The sequence below is a fragment of the Phenylobacterium sp. genome, from assembly GCF_030651185.1.
Taxonomy (GTDB): domain Bacteria; phylum Pseudomonadota; class Alphaproteobacteria; order Caulobacterales; family Caulobacteraceae; genus Phenylobacterium.
On the sequence record NZ_JAUSCJ010000031.1, the window covers coordinates 79,936 to 105,769 of the forward strand.

General features: G+C 67.0%; 27 protein-coding genes. 14 read left to right on the forward strand and 13 right to left on the reverse strand.

Annotated elements, in window-relative coordinates; genetic code table 11:
* Positions 1 to 7: 7 nt before the first annotated feature.
* From Q7J39_RS15340 to Q7J39_RS15350, 3 genes are all read right to left on the reverse strand, one after another.
* Positions 8 to 646, reverse strand: coding sequence for a phospholipid-binding protein MlaC (locus Q7J39_RS15340; RefSeq protein WP_304826902.1), 639 nt, complete (start codon positions 644 to 646; stop codon positions 8 to 10).
* 35 nt (positions 647 to 681) lie between these two features.
* Positions 682 to 1,629 carry a VacJ family lipoprotein gene (locus Q7J39_RS15345; protein ID WP_304826905.1) on the reverse strand — a complete coding sequence of 316 codons (948 nt, stop codon included), beginning with the start codon at positions 1,627 to 1,629 and terminating at the stop codon, positions 682 to 684.
* Between the two features lie 134 nt (positions 1,630 to 1,763).
* Entirely contained in the window at positions 1,764 to 2,540 is a 777-nt protein-coding gene (locus tag Q7J39_RS15350; RefSeq protein WP_304826908.1) for a hypothetical protein, read from the reverse strand.
* A gap of 185 nt (positions 2,541 to 2,725) precedes the next feature.
* Here Q7J39_RS15350 and Q7J39_RS15355 point away from each other — a divergent pair, with 185 nt between their 5' ends.
* Positions 2,726 to 3,667, forward strand: a complete 942-nt coding sequence (locus Q7J39_RS15355; RefSeq protein ID WP_304826911.1) for an IS1595 family transposase — start codon at positions 2,726 to 2,728, stop codon at positions 3,665 to 3,667.
* Between the two features lie 488 nt (positions 3,668 to 4,155).
* Here the strand turns inward: Q7J39_RS15355 and Q7J39_RS15360 are convergent, their stop codons facing one another.
* Together Q7J39_RS15360 and Q7J39_RS15365 are read right to left on the reverse strand one after the other, a co-directional pair.
* Positions 4,156 to 4,299, reverse strand: coding sequence for a hypothetical protein (locus Q7J39_RS15360; protein ID WP_304826914.1), 144 nt, complete (start codon positions 4,297 to 4,299; stop codon positions 4,156 to 4,158).
* A gap of 43 nt (positions 4,300 to 4,342) precedes the next feature.
* A complete protein-coding gene (locus Q7J39_RS15365) occupies positions 4,343 to 4,543 on the reverse strand; it encodes a hypothetical protein (RefSeq protein WP_304826918.1) in 201 nt (66 codons plus the stop codon).
* Between the two features lie 753 nt (positions 4,544 to 5,296).
* Here Q7J39_RS15365 and Q7J39_RS15370 point away from each other — a divergent pair.
* From Q7J39_RS15370 to Q7J39_RS15395, 6 genes are all read left to right on the forward strand, one after another.
* Positions 5,297 to 5,653 carry a type IIL restriction-modification enzyme MmeI gene (locus Q7J39_RS15370; protein WP_304826921.1) on the forward strand — a complete coding sequence of 119 codons (357 nt, stop codon included), beginning with the start codon at positions 5,297 to 5,299 and terminating at the stop codon, positions 5,651 to 5,653.
* Positions 5,654 to 5,870: 217 nt separating this feature from the next.
* The gene (locus Q7J39_RS15375; protein ID WP_304826925.1) at positions 5,871 to 6,983 is read left to right on the forward strand and encodes a DNA cytosine methyltransferase; all 1,113 of its coding nucleotides are present in this window, start codon (positions 5,871 to 5,873) and stop codon (positions 6,981 to 6,983) included.
* Positions 6,980 to 8,053: a DNA cytosine methyltransferase gene (locus tag Q7J39_RS15380; protein ID WP_304826929.1), complete on the forward strand. Its 1,074-nt coding sequence runs from the start codon at positions 6,980 to 6,982 to the stop codon at positions 8,051 to 8,053. The genes Q7J39_RS15375 and Q7J39_RS15380 overlap by 4 nt, the downstream gene beginning before the upstream one ends.
* On the forward strand, positions 8,050 to 9,432 hold the full coding sequence (locus Q7J39_RS15385; protein ID WP_304826932.1) for a restriction endonuclease: 1,383 nt from the start codon (positions 8,050 to 8,052) through the stop codon (positions 9,430 to 9,432). Before Q7J39_RS15380 ends, Q7J39_RS15385 begins: the two co-directional genes overlap by 4 nt.
* A 118-nt stretch (positions 9,433 to 9,550) precedes the next feature.
* Positions 9,551 to 9,790 (forward strand): hypothetical protein, encoded by a 240-nt coding sequence (locus Q7J39_RS15390; protein ID WP_304826935.1) that lies wholly within the window; start codon positions 9,551 to 9,553, stop codon positions 9,788 to 9,790.
* A gap of 280 nt (positions 9,791 to 10,070) precedes the next feature.
* Positions 10,071 to 10,562, forward strand: a complete 492-nt coding sequence (locus tag Q7J39_RS15395) for a hypothetical protein (RefSeq protein WP_304826939.1) — start codon at positions 10,071 to 10,073, stop codon at positions 10,560 to 10,562.
* On the opposite strand, the gene Q7J39_RS15400 is transcribed toward Q7J39_RS15395, so the two are convergent.
* A complete protein-coding gene (locus tag Q7J39_RS15400) occupies positions 10,559 to 10,999 on the reverse strand; it encodes a cupin domain-containing protein (protein ID WP_304826942.1) in 441 nt (146 codons plus the stop codon). The genes Q7J39_RS15395 and Q7J39_RS15400 overlap by 4 nt on opposite strands.
* A 74-nt stretch (positions 11,000 to 11,073) precedes the next feature.
* Entirely contained in the window at positions 11,074 to 11,397 is a 324-nt protein-coding gene (locus Q7J39_RS15405) for a DUF1476 domain-containing protein (protein ID WP_304826945.1), read from the reverse strand.
* Positions 11,398 to 11,634: 237 nt separating this feature from the next.
* On the opposite strand from Q7J39_RS15405, the gene purC reads away from it, so the two are divergent.
* The 4 genes from purC to purQ are packed head-to-tail and all read left to right on the forward strand — an operon-like array spanning position 11,635 to position 13,703.
* Positions 11,635 to 12,393 (forward strand): phosphoribosylaminoimidazolesuccinocarboxamide synthase, encoded by a 759-nt coding sequence (gene purC / locus Q7J39_RS15410; RefSeq protein ID WP_304782251.1) that lies wholly within the window; start codon positions 11,635 to 11,637, stop codon positions 12,391 to 12,393.
* Positions 12,393 to 12,632 (forward strand): phosphoribosylformylglycinamidine synthase subunit PurS, encoded by a 240-nt coding sequence (purS, locus tag Q7J39_RS15415; protein ID WP_215339286.1) that lies wholly within the window; start codon positions 12,393 to 12,395, stop codon positions 12,630 to 12,632. Before purC ends, purS begins: the two co-directional genes overlap by 1 nt.
* Positions 12,629 to 12,991 (forward strand): hypothetical protein, encoded by a 363-nt coding sequence (locus tag Q7J39_RS15420; protein WP_304826948.1) that lies wholly within the window; start codon positions 12,629 to 12,631, stop codon positions 12,989 to 12,991. The genes purS and Q7J39_RS15420 overlap by 4 nt, the downstream gene beginning before the upstream one ends.
* Before the next feature lie 49 nt (positions 12,992 to 13,040).
* Positions 13,041 to 13,703 (forward strand): phosphoribosylformylglycinamidine synthase subunit PurQ, encoded by a 663-nt coding sequence (gene purQ / locus Q7J39_RS15425; RefSeq protein WP_304826950.1) that lies wholly within the window; start codon positions 13,041 to 13,043, stop codon positions 13,701 to 13,703.
* On the opposite strand, the gene Q7J39_RS15430 is transcribed toward purQ, so the two are convergent.
* Positions 13,700 to 14,245 (reverse strand): methylated-DNA--[protein]-cysteine S-methyltransferase, encoded by a 546-nt coding sequence (locus Q7J39_RS15430; protein ID WP_304826953.1) that lies wholly within the window; start codon positions 14,243 to 14,245, stop codon positions 13,700 to 13,702. The genes purQ and Q7J39_RS15430 overlap by 4 nt on opposite strands.
* A 104-nt stretch (positions 14,246 to 14,349) precedes the next feature.
* Here Q7J39_RS15430 and Q7J39_RS15435 point away from each other — a divergent pair, with 104 nt between their 5' ends.
* Positions 14,350 to 14,718 (forward strand): BlaI/MecI/CopY family transcriptional regulator, encoded by a 369-nt coding sequence (locus Q7J39_RS15435; protein WP_304826956.1) that lies wholly within the window; start codon positions 14,350 to 14,352, stop codon positions 14,716 to 14,718.
* On the forward strand, positions 14,711 to 15,661 hold the full coding sequence (locus Q7J39_RS15440; RefSeq protein ID WP_304826959.1) for a M56 family metallopeptidase: 951 nt from the start codon (positions 14,711 to 14,713) through the stop codon (positions 15,659 to 15,661). The genes Q7J39_RS15435 and Q7J39_RS15440 overlap by 8 nt, the downstream gene beginning before the upstream one ends.
* Before the next feature lie 3 nt (positions 15,662 to 15,664).
* On the opposite strand, the gene Q7J39_RS15445 is transcribed toward Q7J39_RS15440, so the two are convergent.
* On the reverse strand, positions 15,665 to 17,983 hold the full coding sequence (locus Q7J39_RS15445; RefSeq protein WP_304826962.1) for an acylase: 2,319 nt from the start codon (positions 17,981 to 17,983) through the stop codon (positions 15,665 to 15,667).
* 101 nt (positions 17,984 to 18,084) lie between these two features.
* On the reverse strand, positions 18,085 to 19,587 hold the full coding sequence (locus tag Q7J39_RS15450) for a globin-coupled sensor protein (RefSeq protein WP_304826966.1): 1,503 nt from the start codon (positions 19,585 to 19,587) through the stop codon (positions 18,085 to 18,087).
* A gap of 192 nt (positions 19,588 to 19,779) precedes the next feature.
* On the opposite strand from Q7J39_RS15450, the gene purL reads away from it, so the two are divergent.
* Positions 19,780 to 21,978: a phosphoribosylformylglycinamidine synthase subunit PurL gene (purL, locus tag Q7J39_RS15455; RefSeq protein ID WP_304826968.1), complete on the forward strand. Its 2,199-nt coding sequence runs from the start codon at positions 19,780 to 19,782 to the stop codon at positions 21,976 to 21,978.
* 65 nt (positions 21,979 to 22,043) lie between these two features.
* On the opposite strand, the gene Q7J39_RS15460 is transcribed toward purL, so the two are convergent.
* From Q7J39_RS15460 to metE, 3 genes are all read right to left on the reverse strand, one after another.
* The gene (locus Q7J39_RS15460) at positions 22,044 to 22,781 is read right to left on the reverse strand and encodes a GSU2403 family nucleotidyltransferase fold protein (RefSeq protein ID WP_304826971.1); all 738 of its coding nucleotides are present in this window, start codon (positions 22,779 to 22,781) and stop codon (positions 22,044 to 22,046) included.
* 181 nt (positions 22,782 to 22,962) lie between these two features.
* A complete protein-coding gene (locus tag Q7J39_RS15465) occupies positions 22,963 to 23,445 on the reverse strand; it encodes a CinA family protein (RefSeq protein ID WP_304826974.1) in 483 nt (160 codons plus the stop codon).
* Positions 23,446 to 23,511: 66 nt separating this feature from the next.
* Entirely contained in the window at positions 23,512 to 25,830 is a 2,319-nt protein-coding gene (gene metE / locus Q7J39_RS15470; protein WP_304826977.1) for a 5-methyltetrahydropteroyltriglutamate--homocysteine S-methyltransferase, read from the reverse strand.
* Between the last annotated feature and the right edge of the window lie 4 nt (positions 25,831 to 25,834).

Below are 25,834 nucleotides of genomic sequence, written 5' to 3' on the forward strand. Positions count from 1 at the left end.
GTGGCCTTCAAGTCCTGGAGTTGCGCTGAAGCTGGGCGATGAGCACGCCGATGTCGCCGCCGGCGTTGTCGATGGTGGAGACGAAGTCCTGCTGCTGGGTGATGGCCAGCCAGACCCCGCGGATCTGGACGTCCACCACCTTCCAGGCCGCGCCGGCCCCCAGCACCCGCCAGGACACCGGGATCGGGTCGCGCCCGCCCCCCAGGACCAGGCTGGCCACCACCACATCCCCCGGCGTCCGGGCCACCGAGCCCGTGACCTTCAGGGTCTCGCCCCGGAATTCGGAGATCCGGGTCTGATAGACGGTCTCGGCATAGGTCCGGAACACCGTGTTGAACCGCGCCCGCTGCGTGGGCTCGATGCTGCGCGCGTACTTGCCCAGCACGAAATTGGTGATCTTCGGCACGTCGGCGATCTGGTCGATCAGCCGCCGGAAGGCCTGCTGCTTCTGCCCCAGGCTCAGGCTGCGGTCGGCCAGCACCGACAGCACCTTCTGGGCCTGGACCGCGACGAAGGCCTCGGCTTCCGGACTGCGGGCGCTGCGCCGGGCGGCCGGCTGGGCCCTGGCGGCGGCGGCCAGCCCGGCGAGCGCCAGGACGCCCCCCAGGCGGGTGAGGAGGTGGCGGCGGGCTGGAGCGGGCGGCATCGTGGCTTTCCTCGCGGGGCGGACGGGCGCCATGGCTAGTAGATGGGCTCTGAGAGGGCCGCCAGGGCCACCGTCTCGGCGGGCGCCGGGAGCTCCGGCGGATCCTCGAAGTCAGGCAGGACCTCCGGCGCGCCGGTGGCCTCGCGCACCACCGATTCCCGGTTCTGAAGATAGGCCGACTGGATCGTCGCATAGGGGTCGGTGGCCTCCTGGGCGATCGCCTCCAGGGTGGCGTCGGCGCTCGCCCGGTAGTCCAGGGCGGTGACCCCCAGCCGGCCGGCCCCGAAGTCGCTGCCCAGTCCGCCCGTCGCCAGGGATATGGGATCGGTCAGGGCGTCCACCACCTGCCCCACCCCGTCGCGCAGGTTCAGCGGCCCGACCAGCGGCAGATAGAGATAGGGTCCGGTGTCCACGCCGTAGCGGCCCAGGGTCTGACCAAAGTCGGCGCGGCTGCGCTCCAGCCCCGCCCGGCTGGCGACGTCGAACACCCCCAGGACGCCGACCGTGGAATTGATGACGAAGCGGGCGCCGGCCCGCACCGCCTGCTTGGGGCGGCCCTGCAGGCTCGAATTGAGCACCGTCGAGGGTTCCCGCAGGTTGTCGACCACCCGCCCCAGGCCCCTGCGGATCGGCGAGGGTGTGATCTTCATATAGGCCCGCGCGATCGGCCGCACGAGCGCCCGGTCCAGGAACCCGTTGAAGGCGTAGGAACCGCGGTTGAACCCCCGCCAGGGGTCCTTCTGCGCCGCCGTCGGCGGGGTCGGCATGGTCGGCGGGATCGCCGCCGCCGCCGCCAGGGGCGCGGGCGCGGCCTGGAGCGCCGGGCTGGCCTCCGGGGCGGGGCTCGGCTCCACCGCGTCGGTCCAGGCCGCTCCGCCCAGGGCCACCGAAAGCGTCAGGCCGAGCGCCACGATCAGCGGCGTCCCCGCCCGTGGACGGTCCGCGCCGGGTCTTGTCTCGACGATGTCGCGTCTGGTGATCATGGAGGTGGTCCCCCCAGACCACGGCGAAGCTTAGGTCGCCCGCCCCGCGCCTGGAAACCTCCTTCGCGTGAAGGAAGAAGTCACTCAACCCAGGACCTGATCTCCGCAATCCTGAGGGTGTCCCGGCGCCTCCCTCAATCCTTTCCCCGCGGGATCCGCACCAGCTTGTTGGGCACGCCGGGGGTGTAGCTGACGAGGGTGATATTCATCATCTCCTCTTCCTCCGGCGGCGGCTCGGGCGGGGTCGGCTCGACCGCCCGCTCATAGGCCTCGGCCAGCTCGGCCTTCAGCCCATAGCGCTTGGGCGCCAGGCGCGAGGCCTGCCAGCGGGCCGCGTCGATCCGCACCTTGGCCAGGAAGGCGCCCTCCTTGTCGGCGGCCTCGGCGATCTCCCACACCTGGTCGAACCGCCGGTGGGCCTGCAGAACCCGCGCCCGCGCATAGGCGTCCAGGAAGTCCTGATGGCGCCGCAGCCAGCCATAGACCGTGGTCTCGCCCGGCATCCCCTCCAGGGCGCAGGCCTGGCGCAGGCTCATCCCCAGGGCCAGGCGGTCGCAGATCAGCCCGGCCACGTGGGGACAGTAACCGCCCCCCCGCCCGGCCAGGTGGCGCCCGTCGAACTGGGCCTGGGTCAGCCGCGCCGCGAACCCCGCCCGGTCGCGCCGCCAGATCCGCACCGTGTCGCGGGTGGGCATGCCCGGGTCCCGGCAGATCGCCGACAGGCTCTCCCCGGCCGCCACCCGCTGACAGATCACCGTCGCCAGCACCTCGGTGTACCGCCGCCACGGCCGCGCTGTCCGCGCCGCCGCCGGAGCCTGCGCCGCGTCCGCCGCGTCCGGCTCATCACCCGGCATGTTCCAGCTGGAATGATGCCGCCTCAGGATCGGCGGTGCCTTCTCCTCATCACCCATGCCAAATTCCCCGCGCGCTCCCGCGCCCGAGCCTCTGATTATGAAGGAAAACACCGGCCCCCGCGCCTCAGGGCGCAGACGTGACCAATGCCGGGAATATGCCAAAACCGCGCGAGGTTGGGCAATTATATACGTGACAAAGCAGGCTTGAATCTGTAGGGTTTTGCTACTGAAGGACGCCCGCCATGAACCTCACCGATCCGATCTTCCAAGACGCCGACAAGGCCCGCGCCCATCTTGAGGCGACCCGTTGGCCGCAAGGTCCGATCTGCCCGAAGTGCGGGGTCGTGAACGAAGCCACCTACGTCGGCGGCAAGGCCGCTCGCGCGGGCTGCTACCAGTGCAACGCCTGCCGCTCGCAGTTCACCGTCACTGTCGGGACCGTGTTCGAGCGCTCCAAGGTCGAGCTGAACAAGTGGCTGCTCGCCACCTACCTGCTCTCGTCCTCCAAGAAGGGGATGAGCGCCCTGCAACTGAGCCGCACCATCGGCGTCACCTACAAGACGGCCTGGTTCATGTTCCATCGCATCCGCGAAGCGATGCGCGTTGATGCGCCCGCGCCGCTGGGTGGGTCGGGCAAGGTCGTGGAGGTCGATGAGACCTACGTCGGCGGCAAGGAGGCCAACAAGCACAAGTCCAAGCGCGCCGCGAAGGGCGACGTTTTCGGCGCCAAGCAAGCCGTCGTCACCCTCGTTGAGCGCAATGGTGAGGCCCGTTCCTTCCACGTCGCCAACGTAACCGCCAAGACCCTGCGCCCGGTGATCGTGAAGAACGCCAGCCGCAAGTCGCACCTGATGACCGATGGCGCTCGCATGTACCCCGCCGTGGGTCGCGAGTTCGACCGTCACAGCGCCGTGGATCACTCCGCTGGCGAGTACGTTCGCGAGGGCTTCCACCATTCCAACACGGTCGAGAACTACTTCTCGATCCTCAAGCGCGGCGTGATCGGCACCTATCACCACATCAGCGAAGCGCACCTCTCGCGCTACCTCGCGGAGTTCGATTTCCGCTACTCCAACCGCTCAGGTCTGGGCGTGGAAGACACCGAGCGCACCAACCGCGCCTTGGTCGGCATCGGCGGCAAGCGCCTCACCTATCGGCGGCCTAGTGAAGGCGCGAACGCGTAAGCAGAAGGCGCGGAAGCTCCAAGCGAAGCGTCGCCTTAAGACTCGGAACGGATCGTGAATCACCCTAAACGGGTAGTGCCCGGCGACGCGCCAACGTCGTCCGGGCTTTTCCGAAACCGCCGGGACGGGCGGGCCAGAGCAAAGAAGTAGTCCCCCGAATCAGGGGCTGCGGTCAACCCGTTCCGGCGCCCGACATAAGGGTTCCGTTATATGGCGTTGTACCTAATCTCCTACGACCTGCACAAACGACGGGTCTACACCAAACTCTACGAGCTACTCGCGACCTGGAGGGCTCAGCGCCTCCTGGACTCCCTCTGGCTCGCACAGCTGACTGGCCCATCGGGCACGATCCGACAGATGATCATCGGCACTCTCGACGCAGACGACGCCGTTGCCGTGATAGAACTCAAGCCCGGCAGCCAGTGGTCCACCGCCCACGGTCAAGACGGTGGGGTCGCGTGGCTCAAGCGACATATCCCGTAGGTCGGTCATTTTGACTTCGGCGCGGGCTTCGGCTCGCGCCCCTTCTTCAAAGGCTCATGCGGCGTCGGTGGCGTGCTCACCAGATTGCGGAGCGTCCGCTCAAAGGCTGCGTCGTCGGGCTTGTCGTCTTCAAGGGACTTATCGGTCATGTCAGCAAACATAACCTCAATCGTGACCGCCTTCGAGGTGCCACTAACCGAGAAGCAGTTGATTGCGCTCGGCAGGATCTCGGCGATATGGGCTCAGGTCGATTTCTTCGCCGACCAACTCCTGATGCGGGTTCACGATCTCGCCCCCCACCAAATGGACCTCTTGCTGGGCGACAAAATGGTCGGGTCTAAACTCGCACTTCTCGAACAGTCGCTGGACTTCATCTCCGACGATACGCGCCATTCTACCGTCCGCGACTTCATCGCGAGCGCCAACGCAGCGAAGGTCCAGCGGAATCACGCGGCCCACGGCGTCTGGGGGCGGCGCGTGTCTGAAAAAGGAGAATTCATCGCCGCCCGACACGCCCGAACTCCGGGGGTGCCGCTAAGGGCGGAACGCTTGAAGCGTCTTGAGCGCGATGTGGCCGAAGCGTCGCTCGCCGGGCAGCGCGCGTTCAACGCGTGGACAGGCGCAAACGTCTCTACGAACGCCAGCTTCCTATGGGGGACTACGCCCGAGCCCCCAAAGCGGCTCGGACGAGCTGGGCTACCACTTCCCTCGGGTCGTCCGCCTCAACGTCGAAGCGCAGCAACCAAGGCACGCCCGCGTCAATCATAGCGGGGGTTAGCTCAATCGAAGCGCCGGCCTGTCGGTTCGAATCATCGTCGGTGGGCATTGCTTTGTCACGTATATAATTGCCCGAGGTTGTCAAGAACAAAGAGGGAACATTATCGCGACCCTCCTACAACCCCCTCCCCCGTCATCCTAGGCCTTGTGCCCGTCATCCTAGGCCTTGTGCCTAGGACCCCTCTCTCGGCGCGCACTGACAGGCCGGTCGAGGCGCCAACCGCCCCGCCTCACCCGGCGGCGCTCGCGCATCGGAAACAGGGGTCCTAGGCACAAGGCCTAGGATGACGAGGGAGCGGCATCTTGCCACCCCGCCCACAACGTCTAGGTTGAACCGCGCTCCAGTTCAGCGTGCGGGGGAAGATCAGCTTGGACGTCGAGGCCTTCATTCGGCGCTGGTCGAACCTTGAGGGCGGCGCGGAGCGCGCCAACCACGGCATGTTCCTCACCGAGCTCTGCGCGGTGCTGGGTGTCGATCAGCCGAACCCAGCCGGCAGCGACCGCGCCGCCAACGGCTACGTCTTCGAACGCGCTGTGAAGCCGCGCCTGAGCGAGGCCTCCACCGCCCCCAAGCGCATCGACCTCTACAAGAGGAACGCCTTCATCCTGGAGGCCAAGCAGTCGCGCCTGCCCGGCAAGAAAAACGCCATCGCCGGCCAGGCCAGCCTGTTCGCGGAAGCCGAGGGAGAATTTAGATGCCAATGCAATAATATCATCGGAAACTGAAAGCTAGCACATCAATTGAAAGCACTGTCACCGGAATACTGGCACCGGAATACCCATTCGAGGGAATGGCGCTCCTGGCCCCGTACTCAGTCCCTTTTCGACTCCACCCGACAACCCATAGCGGCACTTTGCATCTAGCCCCTTGCAAAATCCGGACGGTCCAGTGAATCGTGCTAAGCAAGAATGTTCCCCCTACGTTCCGCGAGTTTGACCCGCCATGAATCGCAAATCTGGCCTCCCCATTGTGGATTTGTTTGCTGGCGCTGGGGGTCTCAGCATCGGCGCGACCGCAGCGGGATGCGACGTGCGCGCTGCTTTTGAACTTGATGCGTTCGCCTGCGAAACTATGCGCCTCAATGAAGGGTATCATGGGGAGGTTGTGCGCGCCGATGTGGCCAGACTGACCGGTGACGATTTGCGTAAAGTTGCTAGGCTCAACGCAAGAGATCCGCTGATTGTCGTGGGTGGCGCGCCCTGTCAGCCGTTTTCCAAGGCGGCCTACTGGACCGAGGAAGGCGATGAATCACGCTATCGTCGCGCGAGAGCCGCCGGAGAGATGGTAACTCGTCCTGCTGCGCCAACGGAGGCCCGGCCTGATGAACGGCGCACGCTAGTGGAAGAGTTCTGGCGATTGATCTTTGAATCGAATGCCGACGGCTTCGTTTTCGAGAATGTGCCGTCGATCAGACATCCGCGCAATCGACCGGTACTTGAGGGATTTCGCACGGCCGCGCTTGCCGCCGGCTACGAAGTCACCGAGACAACCGGCAATGCTGCCCAGTTCGGCGTTGCCCAGACGCGAGAACGCGTATTCCTCCTAGGCGCACGTAAGCGTAAGCCTTTAGCCCCTTTGCCAACCCACGCGATGGGCGCAGAGATTGCGCCGCATCTTGATCAAGCAGCGACTGCGGGCGACGCACTCGATGGCTTGGGGGGGGCTGACTATTTCGAACCAGAAGAGGTTGTTACGGGGCGCTGGGCTGAGCATCTAAGAACCGTGCCGCCCGGGTCGAATTATAAGGCCCACACCTCTTGGGCAGGACATCCCAACCCGAGCTTTGTTACCGAAACACGGTTTTGGAACTTCCTCCTGAAGCTTGCTCCCGAACGGCCGTCTTGGACCATTGCCGCGTCGCCGGGGCCTTGGACCGGCCCATTCCATTGGGACACCCGGCGGCTGCGCACCGTTGAGATGGCGGCGCTACAAGGGTTTCCGCGCGGCTATCAGATGGCCGGATCACGCCGGGAGCGTGTTCGGCAGATCGGTAATGCGGTACCGCCACCGATGGCGGCGGCGATGGCGAGAGCCGTCGCCGAAGCAGTAGCATGAGCGGTCCCGGCCAAGCGCTGCGCAGCATAAGCCTGTTCAGCGGCTGCGGCGGCCTTGATCTTGGTCTGCACGCCGCAGGCTTTCAGACAGTCTTAGCAACCGACAACGAACCGCTGTGCGCCAATTCCTTTGAGCGCAACTTTCCGAGCACGCCGTTCCTCACGGGGCGCATCGGCAGCTTCACGCGCAAAGACTTCATCGAAGCTCTGGGGTCACGAGTCGGCGAGATTGATCTTGTCGCTGGAGGCCCGCCCTGCCCGCCCTTTTCCAAGAGCCGGTTTTACCGCCAAGACATGCCTAGAGCCCTTGACGACCCAAACGGTTGGGAGACCGTGGACGGGTTTTTGAAGGTCTTGGATTGGTTTCGGCCGCGAACTTTCTTGATGGAGAACGTCAAGGGCCTTGCTTACACTGTCCACCGCGACGCCTTGGAGACGATCATCTCCCGCGCGGAAGCGCTGGGTTACACGGTCACTTGGGGGGTCTTGAACGCGGCTGACTTTGGCGTTCCGCAAATCCGCGAGCGGTGCTTCGTCTTGGGATCTCTGGACGGCGTTCTGAACCTCCCCGCTACGACCCACTCAAAAGACCCGACCGCGACCGGGCTGCTTCCTTGGGTTCCGGCCGGCAAGGTGATGGCCGACTTGGACACCGAGGAAGCCGCGTCCGACAAGGGGCACTACGCAGGTGGACAGCACAATGACTTGCTGAAGCTTGTTCCCCCAGGCGACAATTACCTTTATTTTACTGAGAAGAGGGGTCACCCGGAGCCTCGATTCAAGTGGCGAGGCCGGTACTGGTCCTTCCTGTTGAAACTGAGCCCAGACATGCCCTCCTGGACGATCCAAGCCCGACGTTCGAACAACATGGGCCCATTCCATTGGCGGAGCCGTATTCTACGGATCGAAGAGATCAAGCGGCTGCAGACCTTCCCAGATCACTTCGATTTGGCCGGCACCGTTGAGCAACAATGGCGTCAGATCGGGAACGCCGTGCCACCGGTGTTGGCTGAGGCCGTCGGTCGGCAGCTTTCCGCTCACCTCCAAGGGCGTTTCGAGGCAGCCGCTTGAGGCTGCCGTCCTTCAATGATTTCTCGCCCGGGATTATCGGCGATGTCCGCCAACCTCTGTTGACGCTCAAGCGGCTGACACCGGATTTCGACGCCGTAGTCGCCGCTTGGGCAAGCGACTTCTTCAACGGCGCCGACAACAAGCGGGCCAGTACGAATATCCCCGCCAGTCTCACAAGCCTTGGGCTGTTTGACCGTAAGACTAGGCGACTGACGCCCGAGGGCGAACTGATTGCATCGGCCGGAACGCCGCTCGCGGGCGCTGAAGCGTTGAGCGCCCATGTTGTCGCGACGCGTAACGGCATGATGATCATCGAAGCGGTTCGGGCTCTAAACAGACGGGCCGAGCCGGTCAGCAAAGTCAGCTTGAAACGCGAACTGCAGTTGCTCGGTGTCGAAGGTCTGTCGGCAGCCACCACCGATCACACGACACTCTTGAACTGGATGGCGGCTGCCGGGCTCCTGGACAAGTCCGCGAACTACATGCCGATCGACAGCGCCCTGAAGCGGGTCTTGGGTGTGTCATCAGAAGAGCGCGCCGAGATAGCAGCCCTGCCCCTGGAGCAGCAGATCTTCCTGAAGATCCTGCGCCGCCTTGCAGAGGCGGAAACAACTCACACCGTGCCGGCCAAGTTCGTGACTGACGAGTGCCTGCGGGACTATTCAGTGCATTTCGACGAAGACCAGCTGAGCAAGAAGGTACTCCGGCCGCTCGAAATGGCCGGCTGGATTGCGCTCACGGCGCGGACCGAGGGCCGCGGAGCCAAAAGCGGTATGGTGACGGCAACCGCCAAACTCCTAGAGGTGCCGTTCAGCGCGGTCGTTCCCGACTTTGACGAGGTGGTGCCTGCGGATTTGCGCGACAAGATCGACCTGCCACGTTCGGAAATTCAGCGGCTTTTGACGAGCGAAGCCACTTACGATCGGGGCCTCGGGCTCGAACTACTTGCGCTGCGAATGCTGATCGATTTGGGGCTTCAGCCGCGCTCGTTCCGGCAGCGCAGCAAAGACACCGCGTACGCCGAAGTGGACCTCACGGCTGAAGGCACTCAACTTCTGTTTTCGAGATGGAACGTCCAATGCAAATGCGTAAAGACCAACGTCGGCCTTGGGGACGTGGCTAAGGAAGTCGGCTTGGCGATCTATGGAAGATCTCATGTCGTCGCCGTAGTCACCACATCTGATTTTTCGCGCGAAGCAATCAACTATGCGCGCGAGATTACCGTGTCCACACATCTCCAATTCTTGTTGATCAATGGCGCTGTCGTCAAAGCTTACCTCGAGAACGGGCCCGCAAGCCTCCACGCTTTCGTCGCCCGCAACGCTGGGCGTGTAATGACCGAAAAGCGTCAACAGCCCATCAATCCGACCGAACGCTGACCGCGCCAAGGAAGAAGCCGCCGGCCAGGTTCGCTGGCTGCGCCCCGACTACCAGATCCCCCGCTTCGCCAAGGGCGCGGGCGCCAAGACCGGCGAACTGGACCTGGGCGAGACCGTAGTGACGCTCGACAAGGGCCTGCCCCCCTGGCCCAAGGACCGCTACGAACAGCTGCTGGCCATCGAGGCGATCCTCATCGCCGCCGCCCACCCCATGGACCCCGCCGCACTCTCCCGCGCCTTCAAGGCCGGCGGCAAGAAGATCGAGCAGCGCGTCCTCCAGGCCCTCACCACCCTCGCCCGCTATGGCCGCGTCACCGCCCTCCCCGACGGCCGCTACGCGGCGCGACGGGCGGCGTGAGCGACGCGGCCGCCCCCCACCCCCGTCATCCTAGGCCTTGTGCCTGGGACCCCTGTTTCCGATCCAGGAGAGCCGCCGGGCGGAGCGGCGCGGTTGAAGCTTTGACCGGTATCGCGATGCGCGCCGACAGAGGGGTCCTAGGCACAAGGCCTAGGATGACGGGCGCTGGGGATGACGCGCGTGGGGTCGGCGGGTCGCGCCGCGGGACCTGCCGAGGTGACGCGGTTGGACTCGGCGGTTCCCAGGGCCTAAGCCTAAGCCTCACCTTAGGAAAACGCCGATGCGCATGATCGTTCTGGCCGGGGCGATCGCCCTGGCGATGGCAGGCTCCCTTCCCGCCAACGCCCAGCAAAAGGCGCCGTTGACGCCCCCGATGTCGGCGAAAAGCGCGGCGATGACGCCCGCGCCCTCGCCGGCGCCGCCGGAGCTTTGCCCGGTCCTGAGCTTCAGCGTGCACAACCGAACCAACAGCGCCAAGGTCAACGTGCTGTTCAACCTGACCAATCAGGGGCCCATAACCGCCAGCAACATGAAGCTGACCGGCATCACCTGCACCAACGGCTTTGTCTATTCGCCGATGCCCGGCCTGCTCGCCCTGCCCTTCACCATCCCCACCGTCCCCACCCTGGGCGCGGGCGCCACGGTGGGCGGTTTCAACGGCTTCTTCTCCCGGACGGGCGGGCCCCTCAGCAGCGCCTTTTCCTGCACCATCACCTCCACCAACGGGCCCAAGAATCGGTGCGCCGGCAGCAAGGTCGTGCAGATCCCCTAAGCGCCCGGCGCCCACCCCGCCGCCGCCAGCTCGAAGCCGGCGAACTCGAAGCCCGGCACGACGACACAGGCCACCAGGGCCCAGCCGTCGGCGCTGGCCTGCGCCGCCTGCCATTCGCGCGGGGCCACCACGCCCTGCGGCGCATCACCCGCCAGGATGTCGGCGCCGAGGCGCACCGCGGTGATGGGACCGGTGTCAGAGGCCGCCGTCTTCAGGGTCAGGGCGGTCCCGGCCTGGAACAGCCATAGCTCGGTGGCGTCGATGCGGTGCCAGTGGGAGGTCTGGCCGGCCTCCAGCAGGAACAGGATCGCCGTGCCGGGGCCGCGGGCGGCGCCGGGTTCAGCCGGCGCGCGCCAGGTCTCGCGGTACCAGCCGCCCTCCGGGTGGGGGGCCAGGTCCAGGCGGGCGATCAGGGCGGCGGCGGATTCGGCGGTCATCGGGGGATGAGACACAAAAAACGCCGCCCTTGCGAGGCGGCGTTGTTGTCGGCGGGGCCGAGGTGTGGGCGCGGTTAGGTCCCGGCCTTGATGGCCTCGCGGGCCTGGGCCAGCAGTTCGTCCATCTTCATGCGGACGTCGCCCTCGCTGGTGTTGACGCCCGAGCCCTTGAGGTCCTCGAACACCTTGCGCAGCACGTCGTCGTCGCCCGGCAGCTCGAAGTCGGACTTGATCACGGCCTTGGCGTATTCGCCGACGCGGTCGCCCTCCAGGCCCATCAGGCCCGCGGCCCATTCGCCCAGCATCCGGTTGCGACGCGCCCCGGCCTTGAACTCCTGGTCCTGGTCCAGGGCGAACTTGTTCTCAAAACCGCGTTCGCGGTCGTTGAAGGTGGTCATGCGGTCTCCGGTGTGCGGCCTTAACGGGGCTGCATATCCCCTGGCGGGCGCGCTCGCAACGCAAAGGCGCGTGTGTCGGGCGATGGCCGTTTGCGAAGCGGGGTCTGATCGTCTATTTTTCGCCAGCCTCAGATCGGCGAGAGGCTTGGAGTCGGGATCGCGCGCGTTGGGACCAACGGCGCGCGTTTTTCGTTTCGGCTCCCGGCCAGAACCCTCGCCACGTGGAGAAGGCTGCGTATGACCACCCGCCGCAAGAAGATCTTCGAAGGCAAGGGCAAGATTCTCTACGAGGGGCCTGAGCCCGGGACCCTCATCCAGTACTTCAAAGACGACGCTACCGCCTTCAATTCACAGAAGAAAGCGGTTCTGGAGGGGAAGGGCGTCATCAACAATCGCATCAGCGAATATGTGATGACCCGGCTCAATTCCATCGGGGTGCAGAACCACTTCATCCGGCGCCTGAACCTGCGCGAGCAGCTGATCCGCGAGCTGGAGATCATCCCGCTGGAGGTGGTGTGCCGCAATGTGGCGGCCGGCTCCCTGTCGCAGCGCTTCGGCCTGCCCGAGGGCCAGGCCCTGCCGCGCTCGATCATCGAGTTCTATCTGAAGGACGACAAGCTGGGCGACCCGATGGTCACCGAGGAGCACATCACCGCCTTCAACTGGGCCTCGACCCAGGAGATCGACGACATGATGGCCCTGACCCTGCGGGTGAACGACTTCCTCACCGGCACCTTCGGGGCGGTCGGCATCACCCTGGTGGACTTCAAGGTGGAGTTCGGCCGGCTGTGGGAGAACGACTTCGCCCGCGTCATCCTGGCCGACGAGATCAGCCCCGACTCCTGCCGGCTCTGGGACGCCCAGACCAACGAGAAGCTGGACAAGGACCGATTCCGCCGCGATCTGGGCGACGTCATCGAGAGCTATACCGAAGTCGCCCGGCGGCTGGGGATCATGAAAGAGATGCCCACCGTGATCCAAGGAGGCCTGCACTAGTGCGCGCGAAAGTTCATGTGTTCCTGAAACCCGGCGTGCTGGACGTCCAGGGCAAGGCGGTCGAGGCCGCCCTGCATGGCCTGGGCTGGGGCCACGTCGAAGGCGTCCGGGTCGGCAAGACCATCGAGTTCGACCTCAAGGGCAAGGACGCCGCCGAGACCGAGAGCGAGGTCAAGGACATGTGCGAGAAGCTGCTCGCCAACACGGTCATCGAAAGCTACCGGGTCGAGGTGGCGTGAGGCCCTGGGCGCTCCCGCTGATGGGGGCGCTCGCCGCCTGCACGCCCACCCAACCGCCTCCCCGGCCGCCGCTCAAGCTGGACTGCGCCCTGGGCTTCGAAGCTCTCAGCGCCCGGATCGTGGCCGAGACCCGGCCGGCGGTGAAGGAGCGGGGCGAACCGTTCCGCTACTACAACGCGCAGGGCGGCCAGAGCTCGTACATGGTCACCGAGCCCGGCGCGCCGGGCCATCCGGCGATCCTCAAGCAGCAGGTGACGCCCGCCGGCGTCAGCAATTCCGGCTGCGCTTACGGCGACGAGACGGGCTATGCCGAGCTGGTCGCCTATCTCGAGGCCCTGGCCAGGGCGCGGGCGAAATGAGCCCGCCCGCCCTGGAAATCCCCGTCAAATCGGCCTAGGAACCCCGCCCATGAAAGCCGCCGTCATCGTCTTCCCGGGGTCCAACTGCGACCGCGACTGCAAGGTCGCCATCGAGCGCTCCACCGGCGCCACCGTCGACATGGTCTGGCACGGCGACACCGCCCTGCCGCACGGGATCGACCTCATCGTCCTGCCCGGCGGCTTCTCCTACGGCGACTACCTGCGCTGCGGGGCCATGGCCGCTCTGTCGCCGATCATGAACGAGGTCAAGCTGGCCGCCGAGCGCGGCGTCGCCACCGTCGGGATCTGCAACGGCTTCCAGGTGCTGTGCGAGGCCGGCATGCTGCCCGGCGCCCTGCTGCGCAACGAGGCCCTGAAATACGTCTGCAAGCCGGTGGATCTCGAGGTCACCAATGCCCAGACCCGCTTCACCGCCGGCTATGCCGGCCGCCGCGAGGTGACCATGACGGTGGGCAATGGCGAGGGGAATTTCTTCGCCGACGCCGACACCCTGGCCCGTATCGAGGGTGAGGGGCAGGTGGTGTTCCGCTACCTGGACAATCCCAACGGCTCCACCAACGCCATCGCCGGCGTCGTCAATGCCCGGGGCAATGTCCTGGGCCTGATGCCCCACCCCGACCGCGCCTTCGAGGCCGAGCTGGGCTCCGCCGACGGCGCCATCCTGTTCCAGAGCGCCCTGGCTTCGGCCTAGCGGGCGAAGAGCGGCAGACTGTCCACCGACGTCGCCCCCTCGATCTCCAGCAGCTTCAGCTTCGTCACGCCGCCGCCGGGCGCGGAGAAGCCCCCCAGCTTGCCGTCGGCGCCCTGGACGCGGTGGCAGGGCATGATGATCGGGAACGGGTTCTTGCCCATGGCCTCGCCGACCGCGCGGCTGGCGGTGGGATCGCCGAGGCGTTTGGCCACCTCGCCATAGGTCAGGGTCTGGCCCGGCGGGATGGCGCGGCCGATGGCGTAGACCGCCCGCTGGAAGTCGCTCAGCGATCCCATGTCCAGCACAATGTCGGCCAGGTCGTCCTTGGCGCCGGTGAGCAGGCCCTGGATGCGGGCGATGGCGGCGGCGATCTCCGGGGGCGGCTCGGATTCCACAATGCCGGGGAAGCGCGGCTCGAGCCTAGCCTGCGCCCGCTCGTCCGACGCGTCGGGCAGGCGGACGGCGACTATCCCGGCCTCGCCCCAGGCCAGGCTGCAGCGGCCGATGGCGGTGTCGAAGAGGGCGTATCCGAGCTTTGACATAACCCCAGTCTACCAGACGCAGAGAGTCGCGCTGGCGGGAATCGGCCCTGTTGACTTGTAGCTGAAGGCGCGTAGCCTCGACCCAAATTACAAGCGTAGTCCCAATGAACATCACCGAGGCCGAAAGTCAGATCATGCAGGCGCTGTGGCGGAAGACGCCGCTGACCGCCGACGAGATCGTGGCCGATGTCCGCGCTCGCCAGCCCTGGGCCGAGGCGACGGTGAAGACCCTGATCAACCGCCTGCTGAAGAAGAAGGCCATCCGGTCCGAGCGGATCGAGGGCCGCCACCAGTATGTCGCCCTGGTGGACCGCGCCAACTATGTCCAGGACGAGAGCCAGGGCCTGCTGGACCGGCTGTTCGAGGGCCAGCTCGCGCCGCTGGTGGCGCACTTCGCCCAGAACCGGAAGCTGAAACCCGACGAGATCGCGCGCCTCAAGAAGCTGATCGCGGAGCTGGACGACGATGACTGACCTGATCGCCGACCTGCTGCGGGCCAATCTCGCGGCCAGCCTGGCCATCGTCCTGGTGCTGGCCTTCCGCCTGCCCGCGCGGCGAATGTTCGGCGCCGAGATCGCCTACCGGCTGTGGCTGATCGTGCCGCTCGCCTTCGCCGCCAGCCTGATCCCGGCGGCCGAGGCGCCGACCGGGACGTCCGCCCCCTCCCCGTCCCTGTCGATCCCGTTGATGCAGCCGCATGCGGTCTCCTTCGCAGCGCAGGCCTGGGTGACCGGTATCATCGCGCTCCTGGCCCTGATGGCCTTCGGACAGTGGCGGTTCCTGCGGCGGGCCAGGGCCGGGGCGGCGGGGCCGGCGGTGGTGGGCGTGATTGCGCCGCGGATCGTCACGCCCGCCGACCATGAGGCGCGTTTCACGCCTGAAGAACGCGCCCTGGTCCGCGCCCATGAGCGGGCCCACATCGACCGGGGCGATCCCAAGGCCAACGCCTGGGTCGCCCTGTTCCAGGCCGTGAATTGGTTCAACCCACTGGTCCACATCGCCGGCTACCACCTGCGCTTGGACCAGGAGCTGGCCTGCGACGCCACCGTGATGGCGCGACGGCCCAGCGAACGCCGGCTCTACGCCCAGACCATGCTGAAGACCCAGCTGGCGGCCACGCCCCTGCCCTTCGGCTGCTACTGGCCCGCCCCATCGCGGCATCCGCTGGAGGCCCGCGTCGCCATGCTGAAGCAGGCGCGTCCGTCGCACGCCCGCGCCCAGGCCGGCTTCTGGATCGTCATGGCCCTGTCCGGCGCGGCGGGCCTTTCCGCCTGGGCAGCCCAGCCGCCCTCCCCGCCCCACGTCCGCTGGCTGGACCTGCCCAACCAGGTGGCCGAGCGGCATGCGCCGGCCACCGTCGTGGTGATCTCCATGACGTCCGAACAGGTGAAGGCGCTGACGGCGGCGGCGCGTTAGGCCCTACTCGGAAATCGTCGTCACTCTCAGCCCCTTGTCCGCCGCGATCTCGGCGGCGGAGAACGGCAGGCGGACCCAACCCTTCTTCGAATGCAGGCGCGACTGGTCGGCATAGTGGGGTGAGGCCGGGTCCGTGGACTGGTCGTAGGTGAGAATGGCGTCCGCCACCGGCCCCTTGGCGTCGAAGGTCACCACCTGGATGTAGCTGGAGCCGTGGAAGGGCACGAGGCCCGACCCGACCCAGGCCGACTGCTGGGCGTTCAGCACGCCGTCACCGCCCTCGCCGCCATGGACCGGAATCTTCTGGTCGCCGCGCACCGCGTACTGCACCTCGCCCCAGGGGGCGTCGAGGGCCACACCCTTGGCGGCCAGCAGTTCGACGGCGTCGGCGAGCGCCGTCTTGAGCTTGGGCGCAGCAATGCCGTTCAGGCCGCGCGGCGTGTGGACCGGATCGGTGGCGTCGAAGGACGTCGCCCAGAGGTCCGGGATGCGCTCGGCCTTGCGCCAGAATTCCACGAACAGATGGGCGCCGCGGCTGTCGACGTTCATCCGCCGGTCCCATTGAGAGAGCACCGTGCAGGCGTCAACGAGACTGACATCCTTGCCCGCCGTGCTGGTCCCGCTCGGCGCCTCAGCACACATCTTCAGCAGGTCGGGGATGGCCAGGTCGGCGGCCAGGTTGCGGTTGGCGTAGAGCATGGCCCAGACCGCCGCCGGATCGACGGACTTGCCCGGCAGGCCGTCGGTCCCGGCCAGGCGGGCCTCGATCTCCATCAGCCCTGAGCGGGTGCGCAGGTTCTGGACATTGGCCGTGGGGCCGACGATCGGCGGGAAGGCGGCCATCGGCGCGCGGCCATTGGCTAGCCAGTAGCTGTCATTGCTGTTGGCGACATAGTCGGTGCGGATCATGGCGGGCATGGCCTCGCCCGGCATCAGCCCCGGCGCGGGGGTTCCGGCCGCGACCTGCCAATTGCAGGCCCCGCGCGCGCCATCCAGCACATAGATCCGCGCCCTGGCGGCCATCGGCCCCACGCCGGACGGCGGGGCGCAGGTCTTGGCGAGGTCGGCGATGACATTGGGGGTGGCGGTGATGTCGGCATAGAGCACGTCGCCCTTGCGGTCGCTGGCGATGGTGTTCACCCACGGAATGCCCAGCGTCTTGCTGATCCCAGCCTTGATCTCCTCGACCGAGCCGGCGCGCGCGATCCCCAGCCAGGTGTCGCCGGAGCGGACATTGTTCTTGTTGGCGTCGCGCAGGGCGTAGGCGGTCTTGGCGGTCCAGGCCATGCCCACCTGGGGCATGACCACCATGGGCCCGTAGATCGACGCATAGGCCATCCGGGTCTGCGGAGCCCCGTCCTTGACCTCGACGGTCACCGCCTTGGTGGCCAGGGTCAGGCGCTTGCCGTCGACGAAATAGGCGGTGGGATCGGCGGGATCGAGGCTGAGCTCGAAGACCGTGAAGTGGCGGTCGGTGGAGACGGTATGGGTCCAGGCCACGTCCTTGTTGAAGCCGATGGACATGCCCGGCGCGCCACCGATGGTCACCCCCATGGTGTCCAGCTTGCCCGGGATGGTCAGGTGGACCTGGTAGAAGCGGTTGGTGGTCTCCCAGGGGAAGTGAGGATTGCCCAGCAGCACGCCGGATCCGTTGGCCGTCACGTCGCGGCCGAAGGCCCAGCCGTTGCTGCCCAGGCCGAATTGCTCGGGCTCGATGGGCAGGCCCGGCGCATCGAGCGAAGCCTGGGCCTTCAGGGTCGGCGGGGCCGCAGCGTTGATCTGGCGCAGCCACGCCCCGCCGCTGGCCTGGATCATCCGCTCCTCATTGAGGCGCAGCATGTCGTCGAGGGTGATGGGACGCAGCCAGGGGGCGTCCCGGCAGGCGGCGGGCAGGCTGGCCTTGGGCGTCTCGCGCAGGAAGCGGTTGTAACCGGCGACATAGCCCAGGACGAGGTTGCGGTAGTCGGCCGAGAGCTTGCCGAAATTCGTCTTCAGGGCCGCAACGTCGAGGTTGGCGCGGAAGAAGAAGTCGGCCTCCAGGTTCTTGGTCTCGGCGAAGGCGACGGTGGTGACGCCGTCCGGGCCAAAGTACTTCGAGCGCTCGCCGTTCACGGTGACGACCTTGTCGGCCAGCAGACACAGATTGTCCTGGGCGAAGGCGTAGGCCTGGCCATAGCCGATCCCGCCATAGTCAGCGGCGCTGATGTGCGGGATGCCATAGGCGGTGCGGGAGATCTGGGCCTTGTAATGCGGCGCCGCCTGAGCGGCCCCGGCCAGAAACACGACCGCAGCGCTCAAGAGCGCCGAAAGCTTAGCCGACATCACGCGTCCCTCCCGGGCGCGTTCGCCGCGCCACGTCACGGGCGCAGAAGACGGCGGTTACGATGGGTCAGTCAACGCCGAGGCGCGACCGACCCCACGGTCTAGGCGGCCCGGCGGCGTTGCACGGCGCTGGCCACTGGCGCTGAACGGGCGCCCGTATGGAATCCGCTGATCAGCCGGGTGAGCTCGCCGGCTTCGTTCTTCAGGCTGCTGGCGGCGGCGGTGGTCTCCTCCACCATGGCCGCGTTCTGCTGGGTGACCTGGTCCATCTGGTTCACCGCGGTGTTGACCTGGGCCAGGCCCACCGCCTGCTCCTGGGCGGTGGCGGCGATCTCGCCCACCATGCCGTCGATCTCGGCGACCCGGTCGACGATACGCTGCAGGGCGTCGCCGGTCTGGCCCACCAGCTGGACGCCGGTGCTAACCTGCTGACTGGAGGCGCCGATCAGGGTCTTGATCTCCTTGGCCGCTTCTGCCGAGCGCTGGGCGAGCGCCCGGACTTCCGACGCGACCACCGCGAAGCCCCGCCCGGCCTCGCCCGCCCGGGCGGCTTCAACGCCCGCATTCAAGGCCAGCAGGTTGGTCTGGAAGGCGATCTCGTCGATCACCCCGATGATCTGGCTGATCTCCTGGGCCGACTTCTCGATCTCGCTCATGGCCGCGACCGCCTGTTGTACGACATCGCCGCTGGCCTGGGCGTCGCCGCGGGCGGCGAGCACCACAGCGGCGGCGGCCTTGGCCCCCGTCGCGGTCTGACGGATGGTGGCGGTGATCTCATCCAGCGCCGCGGCGGTCTCTTCCAGGCTCGCGGCCTGGTGCTCGGTCCGGCGCGACAGGTCGTCGGCGGCCGAGGCAATTTCGTCGGCGCCGCCATGCACCGAGGTGGTGGAATTGGCGATCGACCCCATTGTCGCGCAGATGCCTGAGATGGCGTTGTTGAAGTCGTCCTTCAGCGTCTGGAAGCTGGGGTCGACCTCAACCTTGATCGCCGCCGTGAGATCGCCGCCCGCCAGCTGGCTGACGGCCGCGGCTAGGGCGCCCACCAGGGTCGACTGCTCCTCCTCGCTGCGGCGGCGCTCCTCGTCGGCCTGCCGGCGCGCGGTCTCCAGCGCATCGAGATAGACCGAGATAGCGATGTCCATGTCCAGGAAGGTGGCCTTGGCCAGGGCGCCGATCTCGGCGCCGACGGTCTTGGCGCTAGTCTTCTTGGCCCCGAACCCGCCCTTGGGCCATCGGGCCTCGATCACCTTGGCCAGCAGGGTTTCCAGCACCAGGCCATACCCGCCGATGTACCAGCTAGGCTCCAGGCCGATACGGGCGTGAACCTCACCGACCGACTCGACGGCCTTGGCATAGTCATTGTCGAACTGGCCGCTGGAGATCTTGTCCCAATGCGTGAACTGCCGCTTTTGAGCCGATGAGATGTGTTCGTCGCTCTTGAAGAAGGCGCGGGTCTCGGGCGTCGCGCGCACCTGATCGTAGAAGCCGTCCAGCGCCCCCGCCACTTCCTGCATGATCACCGGCTTGAGGCCGGCGATGTGCGCCCTGGCCTGCTGGTCAAGCTTCATGAAGCGAAGGCGATCGTCGAGGGTGCGCTGGGCCATAGTCGGTCTCGTGTGACACGGCGCCGTTTGGCCCGCTTGCCGGACCGTTGCGCCGTCAAGGTTAAGGGCGTCTTTAGGTCTTAGAGGCCTGCGGCTACACGTCATGCGACAATTGGTCTGGTGGCCCGCCGACGAGCCGGCGCGGTGTCGCGCCTCTCGCAACCGCGCGCGAGTCCGGCTAGAAGGCGCGCCATGAGCGCCCAGCCTGCGAAGACCCTGGCCGAGACGGCCGCCGAATACGGCCTGAAGCCCGAGGAATACGACCTCATCCTCCTGCGCCTGAACCGCGAGCCGACCCCGGTCGAGCTGGGGGTGTTCTCGGTGATGTGGAGCGAGCACTGCTCCTACAAGTCCAGCAAGATCCACCTCGGCAAGTTCCCCACCAAGGGGCCCCGGGTGATCTGCGGGCCGGGCGAGAACGCCGGCGTCATCGACATCGGCGACGGCCAAGCCTGCATCTTCAAGATGGAGAGCCACAACCACCCCTCCTATATCGAGCCCTATCAGGGGGCGGCGACCGGGGTCGGCGGCATCATGCGCGACGTCTTCACCATGGGCGCGCGGCCCATCGCCCTGCTGAACGCCCTGCGGTTCGGCGATCCCAGCCATCCCAAGACCAAGCGCCTGGTGGCCGGCGTGGTCAGCGGCATCGGCGGCTATGGCAACTGCGTCGGCGTGCCCACCGTGGCCGGCGAGACCAATTTCCATAAGGGCTACGACGGCAACATCCTGGTCAACGCCATGTGCGTGGGCCTGGCCGACGCCGACAAGATCTTCTACTCGGCCGCCCCCTCGGCGGGCCTGGCGGTGGTCTATTTCGGCTCCAAGACCGGCCGCGACGGCATCCACGGCGCCACCATGGCCAGCCAGGAATTCGACGACGCGTCGGACGAGAAGCGCCCCACGGTCCAGGTCGGCGACCCCTTCGCCGAGAAGCTGCTGATCGAGGCGACCCTGGAGCTGATGGCCTCGGGCGCCGTGGCCGCCATCCAGGACATGGGCGCGGCGGGCCTGACCTCGTCTTCCGTCGAGATGGCCGGCAAGGGCGAGGTCGGCATCGAGCTCGACCTGGACATGGTGCCCCAGCGCGAAGAGGGCATGACCGCCTACGAGATGATGCTGTCGGAGAGCCAGGAGCGCATGCTGGCGGTGCTGAAGCCCGGCCGCGAGCACGACGGCCACGCCATCTTCGAGAAGTGGGGTCTGGACGCCGCGGTCATCGGTTACACCACCGACACCGGCCACCTGGTGCTCAAGCACAAGGGCGAGACCGTCTGCGACGTACCGCTGGCCCCGCTGTTCGAGGACGCTCCGCTCTATGACCGCCCGTGGACGCCGACCGCCGCCCAACCGCGCCTGGATCCGTCCCAGGTGCCCGAGCCCGATAACTACGGCCACGCGATCCTGAAGCTGATGAGCGCCCCGGACATGGCGTCGAAGCGCTGGCTCTGGGAGCAGTACGACCGCCACGTCATGGCCGACACCCTGGAGGACAGCGCCACCGGCGCCGACGCCGGGATCGTACGCGTGCACGGGACCAAGAAGGCGCTGGCCATGACGTCGGACGTCACCCCGCGCTATGTGCAGAACGACCCCTATGAGGGCGGCAAGCAGGCCGTGGCCGAGGCCTGGCGCAACCTGACCTGCGTAGGCGCCGACCCGGTCGCCATCACCGACAACCTGAACTTTGGAAACCCTGAGCGCCCCGAGATCATGGGCCAGATCGTCCGCGCCATCGACGGCATGGCCGAGGCCTGCCGGGTGCTGGACTTCCCGGTCGTGAGCGGGAACGTGTCCCTCTACAACGAGACCAACGGCGCGGCCATTCCCCCGACCCCCACCGTGGGCGGCGTGGGCATCCTGGCCGACTCCAGCAAGCGCGCCGACTTCTCCAGCATGAAAGCCGGCGACACCCTGGTGCTGTTGGGTGAGACCAAGGGCGAGCTGGGCGCCAGCATGTACCTGCGCGAAATCCTGGGCCGCGAGGACGGCGCTCCGCCGCCGGTGGACCTGTCCATGGAACGCCAGATCGGCGACTTCGTGCGGGCAGAGATCGTGGCCGGCCGGATCACCGTGGCGCACGACCTCTCCGACGGCGGCCTGGTGGCCGCGGCCGCCGAGATGGCCCTGGCGTCGGACGTGGGCATCACCCTGGAACTGCCGTCGAAGCTGCCCGACCACGCCCTGCTCTTCGGCGAGGACCAGGGTCGCTACCTGATCGCCGTCGCCGAACCCCTGTCGCTGCTGAAGGCCGCCCACGCCGCCGGCATCGTAGCCGAGATCGTCGGCCACGCCGACGGCAAGGCCCTGGCCTGCGCCGGCATCTTCAGCGTCTCTCTGGAGGACCTGCGGGCCAGCCACGAGGGGTGGATGCCGGGCTATATGGGGTAGGGGCGCGACGCCAAGCGCGCCGCCTTAGCCTTAGGTCTTCCACCGGGCGCGCCGCGCAGCGAGCGTCACCATTTGCGTGACGGTGTTTCGGGTCGGCGAGCGTCCCAGTCGGAATAGATCTCGACCAGTTCAAGGGGCAGGCTCGCCTCAAAGTCCGCATCGAGAGGGTAGTGGGGCATGGCGACAACGACAGCGTCGAGAATTGCCAGGCCCTGCGCCTCATCTTTACGCTGCTTCAACGGGTTTCGCTTCGTCTGGCGCGACATCCATAGCTTTTGAAGGGCGAACCAGCGTGGGTCCGGCGCGACGATGCGAGCTGGCGAACCGTCCCGGCAGATCGCGACATGGTCGACGGATCGACCGTTCAACAGCCACTCCTGCTCCGGCAGCGGGACAGGACGAGGCCTGCCCTTAATCGCAAGGGTATTCGAGCGCGACGGCGCGACCAGGAGTTCAACCTCATAGGCCTTGGAATTCCTGGCCTGGAAGGCGCGCTCCATGTTGACGGTGAAGGTGGGGTCCACCGCTTTCAGCATCTCCCAAACGACCTGATGGCCCGTAGACGGTTCCGTCGACGCCCAGGCGAGGTCGAAATCCTGCGTTTCCATCGGCGCTTCTCGGATGAAGCCGGCCGCTTCGAGGCTGTAGGCCACAACCGCATTGGTGCCGACGACCAGGAGTTGGCTTCCTAGCAGACGTCGACGATCAGCCTCCCGCGCGATCTCCCCCGCTTCACTGGCCAGCAGTGGAAGGCGCAAGGCCCGGCCAACCTTGGCGGTTTCGGCGAGCAGGTCGCCGCTCATAGCTCTGCGGCGTTTAGCGGCGTCTTTGTCGCGCTTGTAGGTTTCAAATGTTTCGGCATGTTCGGCCGACCAAGGCCCTAGGCTTCGACCATTCCCGCCGCGATCATAGCGCCTATGGGGGCTGGGCCAGTCAATTGGATGACGTGTTTGCATCCGAGGCGCGACACGCCAGCCCTAAGACCTACTCCGAGAGCGACCGTTCCAGCATCCGCAGCACCGCGGCGGCAAAGGCCTCCATGTTGGCCTTGCGGTCATCGGAGCCGGTCTCGATGGTCATGGCCATCTCGATAGGCCCCGAGATGGCGATGCAGGTGTGACCCGAGGCGTCGCCATAGCCGTTGCCGTTGGGACCCGCCGCGCCAGTTTCCGAGACGCCCCACGTCGAACCGAACCGCTCGCGCACCGTGCGGGCCAGCAGCATGGCGTAGGGCTCGCTGGCCGAGCGCATGCCGGCCACGGCCTCGCGCGGCAGCTCCATCAGCACCATGCGGGCCTTGCCGGTATAGACCACCCCGCCGCCCAGATAGTAGGCCGAGGCCCCGGCGACGCTGAGCAGGGCCGCCGACACCAGGCCGCCCGACGAGCTTTCGGCGACGGCCACCGTCTGCTTGGCGGCCTTCAGCTGGGCGCCGACGGTTTCGGCCAGGTCGTAGAGCGCTTGCATCGGCGGATCCTCATTCCTTGTTTCCACCGTCATCGCGCGACTTGGCCGTTCCGGCAATCGGAAGCGCTACACGCCCCCGCGCACCTGCCGGGCGGCCTGGACCATGTTGACCAGGGCCGCGCGGGTTTCCGGCCATTTGCGGGTCTTCAGGCCGCAGTCGGGATTGACCCAGAGCTGGCCGATGGAAAGCCGCGACTGCGCCGCCCGCAGCAGGTCGGCCATCTCGGCCACCGAGGGCACGCGGGGCGAATGGATATCGTAGACCCCGGGGCCGATCTCGGCCGGATAGGCGTAGCTCGCGAAGGCGTCGAGCAGCTCCATCTTGGAGCGGGCGGTCTCGATGGAGATCACGTCGGCGTCCATCGCCCCGATCGCGGCGATGATATCGTTGAACTCCGAGTAGCACATGTGGGTGTGGATCTGGGTGTGGTCGGCCGCGCCCGACGCCGTCAGCCGGAAACCCTCGACCGCCCAGCGCAGGTAGTTGTCCCAGTCGGCCCGGCGCAGCGGCAGGCCCTCCCGCAGCGCCGCCTCATCGATCTGGATAACCGCGGCGCCGGCGGCCTCCAGGTCCGTCACCTCGTCGCGGATGGCCAACGCGATCTGGCGGCAGGCCAGCTCGCGGGAGACGTCGTCGCGGACGAAGGACCAGTTGAGGATGGTCACCGGGCCGGTGAGCATGCCCTTCATCGGTCGGCTGGTCAGGCCCTGGGCGTAGCGCCACCACGCCACGGTCATTGGCCGGGGCCGCCAGACGTCACCGTAGAGGATCGGCGGGCGGACGCAGCGAGAGCCGTAGGACTGCACCCAGGCGTATTTGGTGAAGGCGAAGCCCGAGAGCTGCTCGCCGAAGTACTGGACCATGTCGTTGCGCTCGAACTCGCCATGCACCAGGACGTCGAGGCCGATTTCCTCCTGCCAGGCCACCGCCCGCGCGGTCTGCGCCCGCAGGAAGGCTTCATAGGCGGCGTCGGTGAGGTCGCCCTTGTCGTGGGCGGCCCGGGCCTTTCGGACATATTCGGTCTGGGGGAACGAGCCGATCGTGGTGGTGGGGAAGGCCGGCAGGTTCAGGCGCGGTATCTGCACCGCGCGGCGACGGCCGAAGGTGGAGGCTCGCCTGGCCATCTCCGGCGTGACGGCGGCCATCCGCGAGGCGACCGCGAGGTCGTGGATCTTCGGCGACGTCCTGCGGGCGGTGGCCGCCGCTGTGCTGGCGGCCACCGCCCCCGCCACGGCGGCGCGGCCCTGATTCAGAGCCCCGGCCAAGATGACCAGTTCCTCGATCTTCTGCACCGCGAAGGCCAGCCAGGACACAACGTCGGGGTCGATGGCCTTTTCCTGAGCCAGGTCGATAGGGGTGTGCAGTAGGGAGCACGAGGGGGCGAGCACGATCTGGCGGTCGGTGGCCAGCAGGGGCTCAAGGCGTGTGAGCAGTTTCTCCATGTCGGCGCGCCAGACATTGCGGCCGTCCACCACGCCCAGGGACAGGACGAGGCCCGTTGGCGCGTTGGCCAGCACCCGGTCAAGCTGGTCCGGGGCGCGGACCAGGTCGATGTGCAGGCCCGCGACGGGCAGGGCCAGCGCGGTCTCCAGATTGTCCTCCAGCCCGCCGAAATAGGTGGTCAGCATCAGCTTCACGCCAGGGGCGGTGCGGGCCAGGACACGGTAGGCGGTGTGCAGGGCGGCGCGATCGACCCCGTCGAGATCCAGCACCAGGCAGGGCTCATCGATCTGCACCCAGTCGGCGCCCAGCTGCTCCAGCCGGTTCAGGACCTTGGCGTAGACCGGCAGCAGGGCGTCCAGCTTCGAACGCGGATCGAACCCCTCGTCCTTGCTCTTGGCGAGCTTCAGGAAGGTCACCGGGCCCAGCAGCACTGGGCGGGTATGGATCCCCTGCGCCTTGGCCTCGGCGAACTCGTCCAACGCCTTGGTGGAGGCGAGTTCGAAGTCCTGGTCGGCCGACACTTCGGGGACCAGGTAGTGGTAGTTGGTGTCGAACCACTTGGTCATCTCGGCGGCCGGAGCGTCGATGGCGTGGTGATGATGGCCGCAGTCGGCGCCGTCGGCCTCGCTCTGGGCGCCGCGGGCCATGGCGAAATAGGTGTCCAGCGCCACAGGGCCGCCCGTCCAGCCATAGGTCACCGGCACGGCGCCCACCATGGCGCTGGTGTCCAGCACGTGATCGTAGAGCGAGAAGTCATTGCTGGGGATGTGGTCGACTCCGAGATCCCGCTGCCGCGCCCAGGTCCTGGCGCGCAGGTCGGCGGCGACGGCCAGCAGCGCGGCCGGGTCGGACTTGCCCGACCAGTAGCGCTCAAGGGCGGTCTTCAGTTCGCGGCGCGGGCCGATGCGGGGAAAGCCGAGAGTGGCGACGGTGATGGTCATGATG